Origin of the sequence: Candidatus Uabimicrobium helgolandensis (assembly GCF_041508025.1) — a bacterium.
Lineage (GTDB): Bacteria > Planctomycetota > Uabimicrobiia > Uabimicrobiales > Uabimicrobiaceae > Uabimicrobium > Uabimicrobium helgolandensis.
Map to the genome: position 1 here is coordinate 1907609 of NZ_CP165719.1, position 17240 is coordinate 1924848.

Here is a 17240-nt window from a genome sequence, read left to right on the forward strand (position 1 = left end):
TCATGTAGGGACGAATATTTGTTTGAATTACATTATAAAATTAGATAAATATTTTTCCCACCACACCTGAGAACTTTCTAAAGACCAGTTTTTTTCTAATTTTATATTTTCTAAACGTTGCCTTATCTCTTTTATTGACGGTCTTTTCTGCGGCTTTTTTTGTAAACATTCGACGATAAGATCATCAAGTTCTTGAGGAATTTCGAATTTAGATACTTGTGACAACGGTTTGGGGTTCTCGTTAACATGCTGTGTAATAAGTGATAAAATGTTTTTACCATGAAAAATATATCTACCGCTAAGCAACCAGTATGCGGTACAACCAAACGAGTAGACATCTACTTTTATATCTATTTCTTCTGAAATAGCCAACTCTGGAGCCATAAAGTATGGAGAGCCGACAATGTTATCTCCTGTTAGATTTGAAATATCTCCTTGACGTTTAACAATGCCAAAATCTAATACTTTAATAAAATCAAATTGCGCACCAAGTTTACATAAGAATATATTTTGTGGTTTAATATCACGATGAATTATTCCAAAAGAATGAGCTTCCATTAAAGATAAACATATTTGTGATAATAAATAAATGGTGCGTTCAGGAGGAATAGCGCCAAACTTGGTCACCAATTCTTGTAAATCCATACCATGGAGCATTTCCATTACATAATAAATCGTATTTTCTTGGTGTATACCAAAATCATAAAGAGTAATAGTATGCGGGGACTGCAACTCTGCTATTGTTTTTGCTTCTAATTGAAAGCGTTTCAAATTTATTTCTAAGTCTTCTTCGTGTGTATCTTCTCTAATAAGTTTTATCACAACAGGACGCTCTAATGTATCGTGTTTGCCTTGCCAAACTTCTCCCATTCCGCCTTCGCCAATTTTATTTATTAGATGGTAGTTATTTAAGGTACGAGTTGGTTTTGTTTTCGGTTGTTTAATATTAAGTTCTTGCTCCTGCGGTGGTGTTTTTTCTACATAATCTTGGATAATTTTTTTTAGTTCTGTTAAATCACTAGACCAATCGTGCTGTGTTAAAAATTTTTTCGACTTTTCATTGATACGAGAAATTTGTTTATTGTCTTGTTTTCCGTAGTAACAAGCATAAGCTTCTGCCAAGGCTATAATATCCTCTTTGCGTTCTGATAGAGTTGGTACTTGTATGATATTTTTTGAAAAAAAGCTATTGATATTGAAAGATAATTGCGCAATAGAATCTTTACAGCAATAGCAAATTGCATTAATATCAGGTGAAAATTTCGTTAGAACACTATGCAACGTATTTTGTTCTTTGTCAGAAAGCATGCCAATATTCTTTAAATAAACACTTCCCTTTACGGTAAGTGAAATTTTTGGGGTAATCTGATTTATTTTATTTCCGCTTTCAAGGGTAGAACAATCAATTGTTGTAAATATTCCTTGGCAATTAGAGTTTTTATGAATCGAATAAGCAATCGCATCTTCTCCACAACTATCTTTTCCTAAAAGAAGAGTAGATGAGTTCTCTAGAGAAATACGTAATATTTGCTGATGCACTGTGGATATTTTTTGACTATGCCCCAAGAGAGCGATCTCTGATTCGTTTTCTGGATGTATTTTAAGTATACTTGGCAAAGACCTCTTTTGTGTCACAGCGTACTTTTCTCGGTCCATGCGCTGTGTCGATTCGACTTTCACAGTTTCATCGTGTTCTTCTATTTCTTCTTTTGACAATGAACATGTTACAATATTTTCAATGTAAAAATTTTTTATTGTAGCAGCATACGAGCTTGCTTCTCGTGCTAAAAATTCATTTAACGCAGTACTTACATCGTCTAAAAAAATTTCTTCTTCTTTACAACCAGCATAACGAAAAACACCTTTTAGTATATCAGAAACGTTAACAAAAAAGATATCTCCACCTTGCTGACGTATTAATGATAATTTGCTTAGAAGTGTTGTTAAAATATTTGGACTAATGCTATTTAAACCTTTTAAACTACACACTATTTTGAGAAACCCTTGTTGCGAAATTTCATCAAGACAATCTTGCAGCGTTTTTTTTTCTAAAGATTCCTTTGTTAACTCGACAAACATAATGTCCTTATGTAGGACGGCCGTGTTTATCCTCATATATTGTCTCCAAACCCTTTAAAAGAATTTTCCTACTCATTTACAGGGCTCCATTCACAAATAAAATAATAATTAGAGCTAGGTAGGTCTTGGTCCCAGTAAAATTTTTTTCCTTTTTTAAAGAGAATATTCTCGTTGCTTTTTGTAGGAAAAAAAGTTTTGCCGCCGGTCCAATATTTTTGTTGTTCTTTCATAAGACTCATTATGAAACCCTCTTCTTTTTTGTTTGTAATGGTAACAAGGTGTCCTTTAAATGTTTGGCAAAGCGTTTTTGCTTCTTGTAGATTAAAATATTTATGTATTACAAGGTACTGATGTTTGTTGAATGTTTTTATTTTATCGTAAGATTTTTTGCCATAAGAGCTATTTGCATCAAGATAGTTGTACACTTCTTTGATACTTGATATTCTTGTACCTACAGACGTCGAAGAAGACAAAATCAACCACGCGGCGATAACTGTTATTATATATCCAAAAAATAACGAAGGTAGTGTTTTTTGTCTTAAATTTTTAAATTGTGATTTTCGTTTTGTCTTTAATGGTTTTCCATTTATAAATCTTTCAAGCTCAGCAGCTAATTCTGTGGCATTTTGGTAACGATTTTGGCTCTTTTTTTCTAAGCATTTTAAACAGATGATTTCTAATTCAGCAGGCGCTCTTTTTTTGATACGTGATGGCGGAACTGGATTTTTGGTTAATATATCTCTAATTATCTGTGTCGAGGATCCGTTGCCAAAAGGTAATCGACCAGATAAAGCCTCATATAGAATAACTCCAATCGAGTATATATCTGTGTGCAAGCTAATTTTACTTCCTTTTGTTTGTTCAGGAGACATGTACTGAATGGTTCCCATCATCGCTCCACTTTTAGAAAGGCTCTGAGAATGGCGACTAGTACGAGCTAATCCAAAGTCAACTATTTTGGGCTCCTGATTACAAATCATTATATTTTCAGGTTTTAAATCGCGGTGTATTACTCCATTTTTATGAGCGTATGCAATTCCTTTAGCAACTTTGGCTAATATTTCTGCGATTCTGCGCATAGATGGGTGTTCTTGCTCCATAAACTGATAAAAATCGACGCCATCTAAATACTCCATAGCAAAGAAAGGATGTCCGTCTTTCTCTCCTGAGTTAAAAATATTGACAATATATGGGTGTTTCAATTTTGCGGTTGTCTTAATTTCTCGTAAGAAGCGTAAACGCGACTGCTCATCACCTTCTTGCATCACTTTAAGAGCTACTTTACGTTTGAGGTGAATATCTATAGCACTATACACTCGCCCCATGCCACCTTCACCTATTTGGTTTTTGATTTGATAACGTTCGAATTTTACTGTTTCACGTTTTTGTACGGAATTCATATTTACCTCGTTGAGTATAAAGATATACCTTTAATAACTCCACCACCTCTACTAGTGTAAGGATTCAAGCGAATTTGAATTCGATTAAGTCCTTTTTTTATGGCTTGCGAAATGTCATAGTATAGAAATGATGGGTTTGCTATAGTTACTTGATAATTCTCTACAATTTGTACATCATTTACATAAATATCGTAGTATGTAAATGATTGATGGTTGATGAAGGCCGCAAAAGTATTTAAGCCGATAAAAACTTTACCTTGGCTGATAGATGTGAGTGTCGATTCAAATTCAATAGGAATATTAGGATTGTATAACCACCACCCACCCATATTTGCGTTGAAATACTTAGTTGTTATTCCAAAACTATCCTGAGGTCGATTATAGTATACTTGAGCAATTATATTGCGTTCTTTGGAAGTAACTTTACTACGTCTTTTTTTTCCCCATTCGCAAATCACGAACGCTGCAGCTTTGTTAGATAAAGGCCACCATGATAACTTGTTATCGCCCGCGATATGAGTTGCAATTATCACTTCTCGCGATATTTTGTCAAATATACTGTGGTCCAGATATTTAGACGAATGAGAAAGACGTTCTTTTGTACACAATCTAAATTTGTTAGGATTTTTTTTGCTATTAAATAAACCCATCCAATGGAGGCCTTCAAGCTTGAATGAAGCAATAAAATCACTTTCTTTTTGACTGGTAATCGTTAGAGGATAACCTCCGAGATCCTTGCAAAGTTCTTGAGCTTTTGTATATGTGTGGGCTTTTTTTATAACAAGGTAATCGTGTTTTCCAAAATGTTTGATTTTGCCATGCTTTATACCTTGTTTACTTAGAATTTTGTATATTTCCTTGTTGCTGAGCGATCTTTTTTGAGTTTTAAATTTAAGTTTTTTAGTCCATTTAGTTACAACTTTTGGCGGATCAACTTTTGGCGGATCAACTTTTGGCGGATCAACTTTTGGCGGATCAACTTTTGGTGGATCAACTTTTGGAGGATCAACTTTTGGTGGATTAATATTCTCTTCTTCTGTAGGCTTTTTATTGGGAGGGGCAACAATTTTTTCAGAATTTTTTTGTTGTTTATTGGTATTTTGCATTTTAGTTATGTTGATTATTTCTCTCTCTGATTCTTCTATTTCGGTTATAGAACGATCATCAATCAAAAGCTGATGCTTAATTTTTTGTGGAGAGTTAATTATTCTAAAGGTGATTGCTAAAATTAGAATACAGCTCATAATTAACAGATGCTTATATTTGTTTAGCATCTTTCTAGCGCGATTGTATACAATGCTTTTCGAAGATACTGACAATGTAGATCTTCCAGCAAGAAATTTTTTCAAATCGCGAGCAAGAGCACGAGCACTATCATAACGATTTTGTGTTTTTTTCTCTAATGCTTTTAGGCATATGCTTTCTAAATCTTTAGATATTTTTTTGTTCAATTGAGAAGGAGGAATAATGGTTGATTTCATCATTTGTAACATGAGGTTCGCAAAATTAGTTGCTTGGATTGGTAGCCTACCGGTTAGTAGTTCATACAAAATTACTCCTAATGAATATATATCAGAACTAGCCGTTAATTTCTCTCCGGCAACTTGTTCAGGTGACATATAGTTTATGGTACCAATGATTTGATTAGTTTGCGATAGTTTTTGTGAAGCAGCAGATACCTTTGCTAAACCGAAATCCATAACTTTGGGAATATCTCCTTGTAAAAGGATATTGTCGGGTTTTAAATCGCGATGAATAACTCCATTTTTGTGAGCGTAATCGATAGCTTCTACTACTTGGCACATGATATTTACAATTTTGCGTATAGAAGGTTGGCTTCGCTTTAGATCTTTTAACGAACATCCTTCAATAAAAGGCATTACAATAAAAATAATTCCATCATCAACACCTGATTCATAAACTTCAAGAATATTGTCGTGATTTAAATTTGCCATCGTTTGTGCTTCGCGCTGGAATCGTTTCAAGCCCGAATTTGTTTTTTTGTCGAGCATTACTTTTAAAGCAACAATACGCTGCATATTGGTATCCAAGGCCTTGTAAACCTTCCCCATACCACCTTTTCCTATTACTTCAAGCAATTTGTACTGCTTAATCATTTTCTCTTGAGAGTTTCTACCTCGCATTAGATTTTCTATCACGCCAGAGCTATCCATGAGTACTCCACCAACTGAACTAGAATTGTTATTTGTAGACTTAAGATTATATGGAAGCAAATTCCATGCCGAAATTACAACATGAAGTGAATGCTTACTGCTTAGACTTGAATAGCTTTTACGCACATTATGTGGATAATGTGCGCACATTGTTGCAAAATGTGCGCACATCACAATGTTTTGAAAAGTAGATTTCTTCGAAAAATCGTAAATGGTGGGATGGTGCAATGTCTTGACTTAGGCATAAAGTACAGTATTTTAAAATTATACAAAAGAATATATTGGGAAATTTACTAGAAGGTTTGACGATTTTTGTGTATGGATATCCGTTTTAGTTGTTGGGGGGAAAAGAGCAAAGAAGATCGCTATTTATTTGACTCTGAGAAAACCACTTGATACCAGGGCGTGTCATCATTCAAAATATTGTGTGTTTTTTCGAGCCCGAGCCCGTTTGCGAAACTTTCACTAACAATTTATCAAAGAAGCAAAGTTTCTTTTTCCATCGCAAAAAACTAGTATTGAACCAATAAATCACTTTCTGTCGCTCTCAAAAAGTTTTCGGGCGCGGGCTCGCAAACGGGCTCGGGCTCAATACTACTGGCGTATCATTAAATGAATCCGTTATATTTTTATCTGTATTGAATGATGACACGCCCTGGTATCATCAATCTTGACAAAATTAATCTACTTTGAGAAGATAAAATTCGCACACGCCCTAAGGCAAAACTTGATATTTAGACAGAATCAATAATCTTCTCTTGAGTAGACCGGACAAATAAACGCCAAAGGTTTCTCAAAACCGTTGTTAGACAGGTCAAAAAGCTCTGGGAAAGCGTAGAGAAATCAGAGCTCCGAGCTCGTATACCAGGTAGCAAAGGGTCCCCAGAGAACAACACTCAGTGAGAAAGGTATTTCATTCATAAGATAAGGAATAAAAAATGTCAGTTCTCACAGTAGGAATAGATGTAAGCCAAGACAAATTGGATGTCGCAATAATAAATAAAAGTCAGGATAAGCCAACAGATCTTGGAACATTCTCCAACGCAAACAAAGGTCATAAAAAGTTATTAAAACAGTTAAAGAACATAATAAAAAAACATGAGTTAGAAAAAATACGAGTAGTAATAGAGCCAAGCGGTGGATATGAGCAACCAATAGCAAGATTTGCTCTCGACCACGAATGGACTGTAAACATGGTCAACCCATTTAAAGTAAGAAAGTGGGCTGAATCAGAAGGCATAAGAGCCAAAACAGATCGCATGGATGCAAGATTACTTGCTAATTTTGCTATTGCAAAAGGCACTTTACCACAGTGGCAACCTCAAGAAGAACACATTGCTCAACTTGACGAAATGCTCAAACGTAAAGAAGAGTTACAGCAATCGCTTTTACGTGAAAAAAATCGCCTTAATGCTTTACTTCTCAAACTAAAGTTCGAAGGTTCTGCCCTTGCTAGTATCAAAAGATCTATTGAATGGATTCAAGATGAAATCAGACGCCTTGAGAATGACATCAACAACCACATTGGGAAGCATACTGACTTAAAAGAACAAGTCAAAAAGCTCAAAAAAACTCCTGGCGTTGGTGATAAAAATTCTCTTTACTTTCTTGTTCTGTTTCATCGTTGGACTTCTCTTACTCAAGGTCTTGGTTCTGCAAAGCAACTTACTTCTTATGTTGGTCTTGATCCAGTTCCTCGATCTAGTGGTTCTAGCATTAAATGCCACGAAGCTATTTCTCGTAAAGGTAATCCTTCTTTACGTAAAATGCTGTATCTTGGAGCTCTCGGAGCTGTTTACGGAACTACAAAAGGTCCTCTTCGCACCTTTTTTAATCGTCTTGTTTCTCGTGGCAAGCACAAGAAGCTTGCTCTTATTGCTTGCGCTCGTAAAATTCTTATTTGGGCTTGGACTACTTTTCATAAAAATACGTCTTTTGATCCTTTAAAATTTACTTCTTAACCTTATTTTTTATAGCTTCTTTACTGTTCTTTGAAAATTTTAATTTTACTGAGTTTTTGACTTGTCTCGATGAGAGAAATCTAAATATAGTGCAAAACAAATAGTGATGCGTTTAATCGTAGCCCAATCGTAGTCGTAACCGAAATAAACCACTAAATATTTTACATAAACGTCTATAATATCCGGTCACAACTACAGTATACGTACGGCGGCTACGGGCTACGGTAACGACAAGGATTACGGTGATTGTCGTTACTCTTTAAAACTTTGACAAAACGCAAGAATTTTTCTCAATTGCTAAAATTATTTTTCTTCCGCTTTTTCTTCGGCTTTTTCCTCGACTTTTTCCTTGGCTTTTTCTTCGGCTTTTTCTTCCGCTTTTTCTTCCGCTTTTTCTTCTACTTTCGGATATAGAAAACCACCATTGGCTTCGATAATAGCCTTTGCTCCCACTTGAGCGAGAGTCTGTTCTTCACCACGTAACTTATCCGTTGAGCTTAACTTAATAGCCTTATAGGAAAAACTAGCGCGTTTAAATCTTTTTTTAATAATGTTACCTTCAAAGTTAGAATAAATTGCGCTAATAGTTTCTCCACCTTTAAAAGTGTAAATAATATTAGCTCGCGCCTTTAAAGAATTATTTTTTTCAATGAATCTCTCAAAAGTGGATTGAATGGCAACAACATCTGCCATTGGTAGTTTTACACCCAGTAAATTACTTTTATGTTTGTTTTGCACGGCATCTGTTAAGAATAAATGACACAAACTATTAAATCTTTCATATTTTTGAGCCACTTGTTCTTCTGTTAGTTTTGCGTATTTTTCCCAAATATCTTCGACCTTCACCCCACTTTTTAGCGACTTAACAGGACCAAGATCATTTTTAGTTGTCGATATTTTCTTCGTACCTTTACGGTGAGCTATTTTCTGCACATTTTTATTAGTGATAGTCACAATAGGATAGGATATCTTAGTTTCTATTTTTGTTTTATTATAGTTGAGAACTTCATATTTTATTATCATTTGTATTTTTGGAGATAAAGCATCTTGTGGTTTGCTATCTGGTGCAACAGTAAATGATATTATTTTGATAGGGTCTTCTCTTTTGATCCATTTTTCCCAATTGCTTTTAAAATTTTCTATGGCAACTTTTAACATTTCGTCACTTGAATACTCAGAACCTAAAACTATATTTAATAGTAATAAGCTAATTATTAATGCTCGTAATTTCATACAACACTCTCCTATAAATAACTGATTAGTTTTTATCTCGTTAATTTATAAATACAAGAAATGCCATCAGACAACCCTGCAACATACATTATAATAAGAGAACTATAGACAAAGTAAAGATTATATGGAGCAAAGAAAGGAAAAAATGGAAAAGAAAATGCAATAGGTATGATTATAATAAATAGCGGATAACGATAAGGTGAAGGCAACTTGGCAAGATGTGACTTGACTAATTTGCCACAAAAAATCATGTTGATTGCCACAATAAAAGCAACAATAAATGTGATATCGAGCATTTGATAAAAACTCCAAAGCCCGACGGCTAACATTGCTGCGATAAAAAGAATAATATCAATAAATTGTTTTTTTACACGTACTAGGCAACCAATTGTAGTAAAACAACTTCCAAGGATAGCCATTGCTAGTAGAAAAAACGCTATGTTGTATTCTCCGTTGTAAACTAACCATGAAGTGTCAGGAAGAAAAAATAAAATTGTATATATTATTATATAGATAAGCATACTTTCGTTGCTGCCTAAATGGCCACTTACAAAAACGCCAGTATAGTGATGCTCCCACATGGTAACGTAGAAAGCTAACGTCATTGTCGCAATGTAAATAAAAAATATTTCTCCTTCAAAACCTAAGCAAAAGGCGATACAAGCATTAACAAGAACAAAAGATATTGAATCAAGCCAATGATCGAGAAATTCGCCAAGTTTTGATGTTTGGCCTGTTGACCGTGCTAAAATCCCGTCACTGTTATCACAAAGCATATACAAAAAAGTACTGATTGCCGTTACAAGTAAACCCCATTTTTGTCCTAATGCTAACATGTATACACCAAGAACCATGGTAATAACAAACGCTACTCCAGCGTAGGTCAGCATATTTGGTGTTACTCCGCGAGGAAGTATATTTACAAAGGGTTGCCAAACCCATTTTATCATAAAATCCTGAGTTAAAGATTTTTCTACAACGTTGTATTCGTAGTTTTCCATAATAATTTCCTAATAAAAAAAGCGGAAGTACAAATTTATGTACTTCCGCTTTGTCAGGTGTCATTTTCCAAAAAAAATTCGAATTTGGTAAAATTTACTGATTCCTATTTTGGCATTTTGTCAAAAGTTATTTTTTGCTCTGAGAAAACAACCTCTACTTTGTCGATCATTTTTTTTATGTTTGTGTGAAACTCATTGGTAATTTTTTCTTGCACAAAATACAAATCTATACTGAGTTCTTTTTTCTTTGTTCTTTCGATGATTTTTGAAAATTCGTTTTCACTAATTTCTTTTTTACCTTGGTAAATAGTATTGTCGCAAAAATAAAATGTGCGAATTTCTTCAGTTGGAGGCATTACAACTGCTGCTCCCCACCCTTGACCACCGCTACCACCGAAAGCAATTATTCCAAAGTGATGTAGAAAATAGATCGTACAAATAAAAAATGCCACAAAAACAAATGTCATTAATTTTCTCATCATGCCTTTTTTCTTTTTAGCCATTAAAAATTCCTCAACTATTCCGACTTAACTAGAAGATGTACATCGTATATCACCTTCATTTTTTTTAATTCTGCTTCTAACCAAGTGCGGCGATTTAAAATAGAGTCTGGCTCCATTAGTATCAAAAAAATACTTCGACTAGGATCAATATGCACTGAACGTGGTACTTTTTCTTCTAAGAATTTAACAAGTTCTTCTTGAGAATTACACTTCTGAACATCAGTAGTTCCGGAATGAGTAATTTTAAATTGACTATCTTTTTTAATCACAATTTCAAATATATTGTAATTTTTTTGTAAAATATGTGCACGTTGATAAATTTTTACAATATTGTGATTATCAAATTCTTTGTTAAACTCTTGCCACATTTTGTCATATTGTTTTTGGAGAGCAGAGTTAAATATTTTTTGCTCTTGTACCTTGAGTTTGTTCTGACGAATAGATTCTTCTTTTTCTTTAATCTCTATACGAGTCGATTCCAACTCTTTGCTTAAAAACGTTTTTTCTTCTTCTAGATCTACAATTTGCGATCGAAAACTTTCGATTTGCTGTTGTAGTTTCTTGAGATCTTTATCCAAATCTAGTTTTTGTTCTTCTAATTTCTTTAAACTATTTTTGAGTAAATTTCTTTCCGTCTCTAGTAATTCCTTTAGCTTTACTCTCTCTGCAATTTCTTTCGCTAGTTCTAACTTCTTTTTTTCTAGCTCTTCTTCTACATCTTCAATCTTATTTTTTAAAGATTTTTGATTTTTTGCTAAAGCATTTTTTTCATTTAGTAATACTTTTTGCTGCGAAAGAAGCTTTTCTATTTTTTGATTTAATTTTTCTTTTGCAGAAGTAGCTTCATGTATTTTTTTACGTAAACTAGTTACAAATTGTTTGTTTTTTTCTAATTCTTTTTGCAAAGATGTATGCTTTTCTTGGAGTTCTTTGCTTATTTTATCTTGATTGGCTAACTGCTCCTCAAGCTCTGCAATATTTTTAATAGTGCTTCGTAACTTTGTAAGTAACGTTTTTTCTACTTTGTCTTTATCGGCGAGTACTTTCTTTAATTCTGTTATTTCTTGTTGAAGAGATTCTTTGCTGCGTTTCATCAAGTCAACTTGTTCGTTTAACTGTTCGTGCTTTTTTTTTCCGCGCTCAATCTCAGTTTCCGCAACTTCTGACTGGCTTCCGATAACAACAAATAGTATTACAAAAAGTACATCAATAAGAGGCGTTAGATTTACAGTTCCTCTGCGCATAACTATATCCTACCAAGTAAAGAGTGTTGTTCTAAATAACTGTAAACGAAACACTCCAGAGTAAACCTTAATCAATAAAGTGTTCCATTGAAATTTCTTGAGTTGTCGCTGGTGACTTTTCTGGATCAAGTAATTGCGGCCATCTTTTTAGCCAATCTTCTAGCAAACGAAAGCCTTCATAGTTTGTCATTATTTTTTCTAAGGCATTTTGCTGTTCGCTAAAATAATCAAACAAAGCTAATGTGTCCGCTTCGTGAGTTTTCTTAAGGTTAATTAAATAAGACAACGCAAATATAGTACTTGATGCTGCTAAAAAGAAACCAATTCCGCTAACATTAAACGAGAATTGATTGGTAAAAAAAGATATCGCAAAACCAACAAGCGTCCCAATAATTCCCATAAATGGCAGCGTTTCGATTTCTACACGGCCGCGTTCAAGTAGATGATATATTTCTTCTTTTTTTTCTAGGAGCTTTCTTTGAAAAGTAATGCTCTTACTTTCCTTGTTTGGTTGGACACGTAAATTGTTGTAAAGTTCCCAAATGGCAATGCGCATTTTGCGATCTTGTAGTCCAGGATTACATACACTCTGTCCAGCGGACTCAACTCCAAGTATAATTTCGGTGTAAAGTTCGCTTTCTGATCTTAATCGTTTTTTGACTTCTTGAAAATCTCTTGCGCTTTTTTTAGCAAAAAAGCGAATAAAGGCTAGGGTAATAATAACAACCACTAGATTGACTATCAAATCTAGTGGTATAATAAAAGCTAATAAATTCATTACAATTGTCCAAATAATTTCAGCTGTTTTTGTTCTGCTTCTGTTAGTTTAATTTTAGATGATTTTTCTCTTTTGTTGGTACTTTTGGGTTGGATATCATCGAGAAATTCTCGCACATAACGTTTTGTTGTTCGATTTACACCTTGATCTTGTATTTCTCGATCCATCATTTTTTCTCGAAGATTTTGCCATAGCTTATTGATCTCTTCGTCAGTACGTCTTTCTGAAAAGATTTTTTGCGAATCTTTAATGAATAAATGAATAAGTTTATTGACATCAGACTCATTCTCTTCATCTGAATGTTCCAACTGATGAAGAAAATCTTCGGCAAGGTCTTCTACCCGAGCAACGTAGTCAGCATGTTCTTCTTCTCGTTCAGAATTTTCCATAAAAACCTACTTCTTTAAAAATAGACTTGCCTATTTATTAGGGTGTCCTAAGTACTTTTGAACACTCGCGATATTTTAAAGGTGTATAACACAGTTATACACCTTCAGAATGCCGCGCTATTATTCGAAATAATTCGAATTTTTTTAATCTAAGTAGGGCACCTAATCGTCCTCATTAGGATTTTCATTTACCGATTTAAGTTTATCTTGTTCATCTTTACTTAGTACAAATTCTTTTGTACTTTTATGGTTTTCATCGTTTGTTTTTTGTGAATCAGCATTTTCCGGTTTAGAGAGCTTTCCTGAAAAAAGCTTAACATCTTGCTTCGATTTGGTGATGGTTCTTCCATCGTTTTCTTTTTGTTTATCATCTTCTTTTAGTTCATCGAGAAAACCGAAAAGAATCCTACGAGTAGAAGCACCTATATTGTATATATCTTTATCTTTGTCTGCCATTAGGAAATCTCCTATTGTTTAATAATTAGCAACAAATGCGAAAGTAATACGCGTTTCAATTGTCGCCTATATTTTTGAGTTTTTCAAGTTAAAAATAGGTGGAAAAAGATGCTTGAAGTCTTCCTATCCAATCTTCGCTACCGTTTACAAACTTGCGAATATGATTGTACTCAACTTTGAAAACGGCTTTTTCAACAGGACGGAAGTTAATCCCTATAGTATAGATGCTTTGATCATCTAATTCAGAGGCACCTTTTTGTGAAGAATCAAATTGTAGGTGGTCGTAGCGCAAAGACAAAGCAAATTGACTTTGGTCGTTAAACAAAAAGCTTTGGCCTCGCCACTGTTCTGGGAAAAAAAAGTAATCTACTTGAATATAGTGTCCAGACATAAAAGAAGCAATTTGTGGAAAGAGTTGTACGATGCGATCATCACTTTCAATATCAAATTGTGCATATTCTCCTGATATCTCAATATAGTTGTGATCTCCTATTAGCGAAAAGCTACCTATTCGCAAATTGCCATCAACTGCAAGTCCAGCATACTGATTGTTTCCATTATCATCGAATTCACCAATAACCCCAGATAATCCAAAAACAAACCCAAACGGTAATAATGAAAGATGAGGAATGAATCCAATACGACCACTAAACTGTTTATCTGCGTTGTTGTCGACATTAAAATCTTGTCTTGCATCGCGATTTCCTTCCACGATGTCAAAACCCCCTTCTCCTAAACCGTTTGATATCAAAAATTCGTATGTCAATGTTAACGGAGAGAAATTATCAATTTGTCCGTAAACAGAAACCCCAGGTTCAGACCAAACTGTTGGTATCAGAAATTCATTGACAAGAGGAATAGAAGTTAGTTCATTTCCTGGTGGAGGATAAAATGAATTATATTGACCAAATGGAACAATAATAAGGCCTGCTTTGATATTGAAAATAGGAGAGAGCAGTATATTAAAGTGAGCATAAGAAATTTCAAGATCAATGTCGTCTTCAATAGCAATTTCTGCTTGAAAACTTAACCAGTCCTGAATCGAAGATCGCACGCGTAAAGCAAAACGCGAAAATATAAATTGAGGATCTTTTTTTTCTTCCGCTATAAAAATGAGCTCGCTATATCCTCCTATCTGCAAATGAGAGTTTAATACATTTAGGTAATATGTCTGGTCTTTGTTGTAGGAAAGATCTTCTTCTAGCTCTTTTATAATCTCTTCGTATGGAAGTGTTTTAGGATGTACTATTTTTTTAGCATTTTGTTCGATTACTTTTTGTTGGGTTTGAATTATTTCATGTAAATTAGTGACTTCATTGATAAGCGTTTCTACTTGTTTTTCTAGTTTATTAACTTTTTCTTCTAGATTTTGTTCTTGTGCTGTTGTTGGAATAATAAATAATAGTAACCACCACAAATGAAAAAAGATAAGTTTGTTTAAAGCTATACTTTCTAGCCAGTATCTCGTATACGAAATTATTTTTTTTATCACAATATTTTTATCTTTTTTCATTTGTATAACACCAAAAGTTATAGCGTGGTATAGATTATTTGTTAAGTAGCTTTACAACCTGTTTTGTCACATCAAGAGCTTGTTTCCAATACAAAACGTTACGCATATCAATTTTTTGCTTTACTTGAGCAGGATCCTGTGCTCCGAAAAAATCAGCTTCTTCTACTTTTAGGATCAAAGCAAAACCATTTTCTTTTGCGTATTTCTCAATAGCTTTTGCAATGTCATGATATACTGTTTCTGTACCATTACGTAATTTTAATGCCATGAAGTATTTCGCACGCTCAGATTGGTTTTTAGCTTTAAAAGCTGTTTCTGCTAACTCATTTTCTAATCTTTGGCGGATATCACTACCTGCACGATATAGAGGGATTTTTTCTTTGAGTTTGTTTGCTTTTTCTTCTAATTTTTTAATAGTCAACGTTTCTTGTTGGTACTGTTGGCGTACTTTTTCTTTTTCTTCTTTTGCCTTTGAATATTGGCTAAAAATCTCAGGTATATCAACAAAACCTATTTTGAAGTTAGTCTGAGCTTCTACATGATTATTATTAGTCAGTTGTAGAACAATAAAAGATGTGAGTAACAAAATGATAATATATGATATATGTTGTCGCATGTTTATTCCTTAAATCATTCATAGATAAAATTGCGTATACCACAAACAAAGCGTAATACGCAAAATCTATATTTTCATAAATGGGAGTAATAGAATAAATCAATTACTAACAAAAGACAATAAAAAAAAGCTCTCTTTTGAGAGAGATTAACCTAGTACTCCATAAAGTTAATTATGAATCCTTTAGTTTGTTCTTTCGTTTTTGAACGTTATTACTCTTTAGTTACAGAATTATAATTGCGTGCTTCAAATGAAGTTGCGTTTTTTCGATATCTGTAAACTTCCAATGTGAAGACATTGGTTTATTTCGAATAGTCGTTTTATTGAATTATTTGTCATTTTACTAGAATGTCAAGTTTAAAGTATACGTTTAAAGAATTTTAAAACCATACCAATATGTACTGGAGCGTCCTACTCTTCACTACAAAGCTCAGTTAAGACTCCAAAAGTAGATTTTGGATGCATAAAAGCTATTTTTTTATTGTCAGCTCCCTGCTGAGGTGTTTCATTGATAAGTCTTATTCTTTGTTCTTTAGCATTGTCTAAGTCGTTTTGGATATTGTCCGAGTGGTAAGCAATATGATGTATTCCTTCACCTTTTTTAGCAATAAACTTTGCAATAGGACTGGTTTCACTTGTTGCTTCTAGAAGCTCAATGCGAATTTCTCCCGCCTGAAACATAGCTACCTTCACTTGTTGATTTTGAACCTCTTCTTCGCCGACAAAGGGTAGGCCTAGTATATCGCGATAATAAACAAGCTGCTCTGAAATATTATTGACAGCAATTCCAATATGATCAATTTTTTTTATCATTGTTATCTCTTTCATTGTCGAAATTATTACCCACTTTAGTAAATTGCATTATATTTAGTTGTTCTTTTAAATGTTGGCAGGTCTTATTTTAATAGTATTAACCCAAGTTGCGACCTATAAAATTTGTCGTATAGTCTGGTATAATTACTCTTACAAATTCGATGTGCGCGGTTCGAATCTCGTGAGACGCAGTCGTGGCACATGGCACGAAGTAAGGGTAATGCAATGAATTTTAATCATGAAAAATTAGATGTATATCAAGTATCACTAGAATATACAAAAGAAACATTTAATGTGATGGAGAAAATGCCATCAGGTTACAGCTATTTAAAGGATCAGCTAAAAAGAGCATCGCCTTGAGTCCCTCTTAATATAGCAGAAGGCAATGCCAAATTTAGCAAAAAAGAGAAAGTAAGGTTTTTCTCTATAGCAAGAGCATCAGCAAATGAATGTAGTGCAGTATTCGATGTTGCCAAGATAGCCCAAATAATAGACTCAAAAGAAAAAACTACTCTATAGAATAATTTGTATGCTTTCAAAGTTAATAGTCTAATTTTCGCACATGGAATATCGATCCACGACCACGAACCTCAAAAATCGAATTGCACACATCGTTTTTTTATACTGTTATAACGACTCTTCTCTTAAAGTAGGAAAAACAAGAAGGAGAAAGTCATGGAAAAAGAAATTATAATTGTTTTCTGTATATGTGATGAGATAACACAAGCACTCAAGATTGTAGAAGATCCTCAAGTTAAAATGACTAATTCAGAAATTATGACAACAGCATTAGTTTCTATGCTTTACTTTTCTGGCAACTTTGAAAAAGGACGAAATTTTTTAGCTGAACATGGCTACATCAAAAAAATGCTAAGTAAAAGTCGTTTCAATCGCCGCATACGTGCTATTGGTGAAAGTGTATGGCTTTCTCTTTTTCATTTGTTTGCTGAAATTAGTAAGCGAAACAATCTGCGAGATTATATCATAGATACTAACTTAAGTTGCGACCTAAAAATAACAAGAAAAAGTGAAAGCGAGAACAAAAAGGACAACTTTTAACTCAAATCCATAAGAGGTAAC

Annotated in this window: 17 protein-coding genes and 2 pseudogenes; 5 read left to right on the plus strand and 14 right to left on the minus strand. The window is 33.8% G+C overall.

Going from position 1 to position 17240, the window contains the following annotated elements:
* Positions 1-27: 27 nt before the first annotated feature.
* The 3 genes from UABHE_RS07010 to UABHE_RS07020 are packed head-to-tail and all read right to left on the minus strand — an operon-like array spanning position 28 to position 4546.
* A complete protein-coding gene (locus UABHE_RS07010; protein ID WP_372369541.1) occupies positions 28-2115 on the minus strand; it encodes a protein kinase in 2088 nt (695 codons plus the stop codon).
* A gap of 32 nt (positions 2116-2147) precedes the next feature.
* Positions 2148-3479, minus strand: a complete 1332-nt coding sequence (locus UABHE_RS07015; RefSeq protein WP_372369542.1) for a protein kinase — start codon at positions 3477-3479, stop codon at positions 2148-2150.
* Positions 3480-3481: 2 nt separating this feature from the next.
* On the minus strand, positions 3482-4546 hold the full coding sequence (locus tag UABHE_RS07020; RefSeq protein WP_372371580.1) for a lectin-like protein: 1065 nt from the start codon (positions 4544-4546) through the stop codon (positions 3482-3484).
* Here UABHE_RS07020 and UABHE_RS07025 point away from each other — a divergent pair.
* Positions 4452-4658: pseudogene (locus UABHE_RS07025) on the plus strand (hypothetical protein); the annotation flags it as partial. The gene UABHE_RS07020 and the pseudogene UABHE_RS07025 overlap by 95 nt on opposite strands.
* 191 nt (positions 4659-4849) lie before the next feature.
* Here the strand turns inward: UABHE_RS07025 and UABHE_RS07030 are convergent.
* Positions 4850-5824, minus strand: a pseudogene (locus UABHE_RS07030) (serine/threonine-protein kinase); the annotation flags it as partial.
* Between the two features lie 767 nt (positions 5825-6591).
* On the opposite strand from UABHE_RS07030, the gene UABHE_RS07035 reads away from it, so the two are divergent.
* Positions 6592-7614: an IS110 family transposase gene (locus UABHE_RS07035; protein ID WP_372365710.1), complete on the plus strand. Its 1023-nt coding sequence runs from the start codon at positions 6592-6594 to the stop codon at positions 7612-7614.
* 303 nt (positions 7615-7917) lie between these two features.
* On the opposite strand, the gene UABHE_RS07040 is transcribed toward UABHE_RS07035, so the two are convergent.
* The 10 genes from UABHE_RS07040 to mce all read right to left on the minus strand — a co-directional run bounded on the left by UABHE_RS07040 (position 7918) and on the right by mce (position 16160).
* Positions 7918-8847, minus strand: a complete 930-nt coding sequence (locus UABHE_RS07040; RefSeq protein ID WP_372369543.1) for a hypothetical protein — start codon at positions 8845-8847, stop codon at positions 7918-7920.
* A gap of 32 nt (positions 8848-8879) precedes the next feature.
* Complete coding sequence (locus tag UABHE_RS07045) at positions 8880-9848, minus strand: CDP-alcohol phosphatidyltransferase family protein (protein WP_372369544.1); 969 nt, start codon at positions 9846-9848, stop codon at positions 8880-8882.
* Positions 9849-9952: 104 nt separating this feature from the next.
* On the minus strand, positions 9953-10351 hold the full coding sequence (locus UABHE_RS07050; RefSeq protein ID WP_372369545.1) for a hypothetical protein: 399 nt from the start codon (positions 10349-10351) through the stop codon (positions 9953-9955).
* Between the two features lie 14 nt (positions 10352-10365).
* The gene (locus UABHE_RS07055) at positions 10366-11595 is read right to left on the minus strand and encodes a hypothetical protein (RefSeq protein ID WP_372369546.1); all 1230 of its coding nucleotides are present in this window, start codon (positions 11593-11595) and stop codon (positions 10366-10368) included.
* A 67-nt stretch (positions 11596-11662) separates the two neighbouring features.
* Complete coding sequence (locus tag UABHE_RS07060) at positions 11663-12373, minus strand: hypothetical protein (protein WP_372369547.1); 711 nt, start codon at positions 12371-12373, stop codon at positions 11663-11665.
* Positions 12373-12762, minus strand: a complete 390-nt coding sequence (locus tag UABHE_RS07065) for a hypothetical protein (protein ID WP_372369548.1) — start codon at positions 12760-12762, stop codon at positions 12373-12375. Before UABHE_RS07065 ends, UABHE_RS07060 begins: the two co-directional genes overlap by 1 nt.
* Positions 12763-12924: 162 nt before the next feature.
* Positions 12925-13218, minus strand: coding sequence for a hypothetical protein (locus UABHE_RS07070; RefSeq protein ID WP_372369549.1), 294 nt, complete (start codon positions 13216-13218; stop codon positions 12925-12927).
* 88 nt (positions 13219-13306) lie between these two features.
* Positions 13307-14731, minus strand: coding sequence for a hypothetical protein (locus UABHE_RS07075; RefSeq protein WP_372369550.1), 1425 nt, complete (start codon positions 14729-14731; stop codon positions 13307-13309).
* 34 nt (positions 14732-14765) lie between these two features.
* A complete protein-coding gene (locus tag UABHE_RS07080) occupies positions 14766-15347 on the minus strand; it encodes an OmpH family outer membrane protein (RefSeq protein WP_372369551.1) in 582 nt (193 codons plus the stop codon).
* Positions 15348-15758: 411 nt separating this feature from the next.
* Positions 15759-16160: a methylmalonyl-CoA epimerase gene (gene mce / locus UABHE_RS07085; protein ID WP_372369552.1), complete on the minus strand. Its 402-nt coding sequence runs from the start codon at positions 16158-16160 to the stop codon at positions 15759-15761.
* A 225-nt stretch (positions 16161-16385) separates the two neighbouring features.
* On the opposite strand from mce, the gene UABHE_RS07090 reads away from it, so the two are divergent.
* From UABHE_RS07090 to UABHE_RS07100, 3 genes are all read left to right on the plus strand, one after another.
* A complete protein-coding gene (locus tag UABHE_RS07090) occupies positions 16386-16520 on the plus strand; it encodes a hypothetical protein (protein WP_372364459.1) in 135 nt (44 codons plus the stop codon).
* 12 nt (positions 16521-16532) lie between these two features.
* Entirely contained in the window at positions 16533-16679 is a 147-nt protein-coding gene (locus UABHE_RS07095) for a four helix bundle protein (protein ID WP_372371576.1), read from the plus strand.
* 156 nt (positions 16680-16835) lie between these two features.
* Positions 16836-17219, plus strand: coding sequence for a hypothetical protein (locus tag UABHE_RS07100; RefSeq protein ID WP_372369553.1), 384 nt, complete (start codon positions 16836-16838; stop codon positions 17217-17219).
* The last annotated feature ends 21 nt before the right edge of the window (positions 17220-17240 follow it).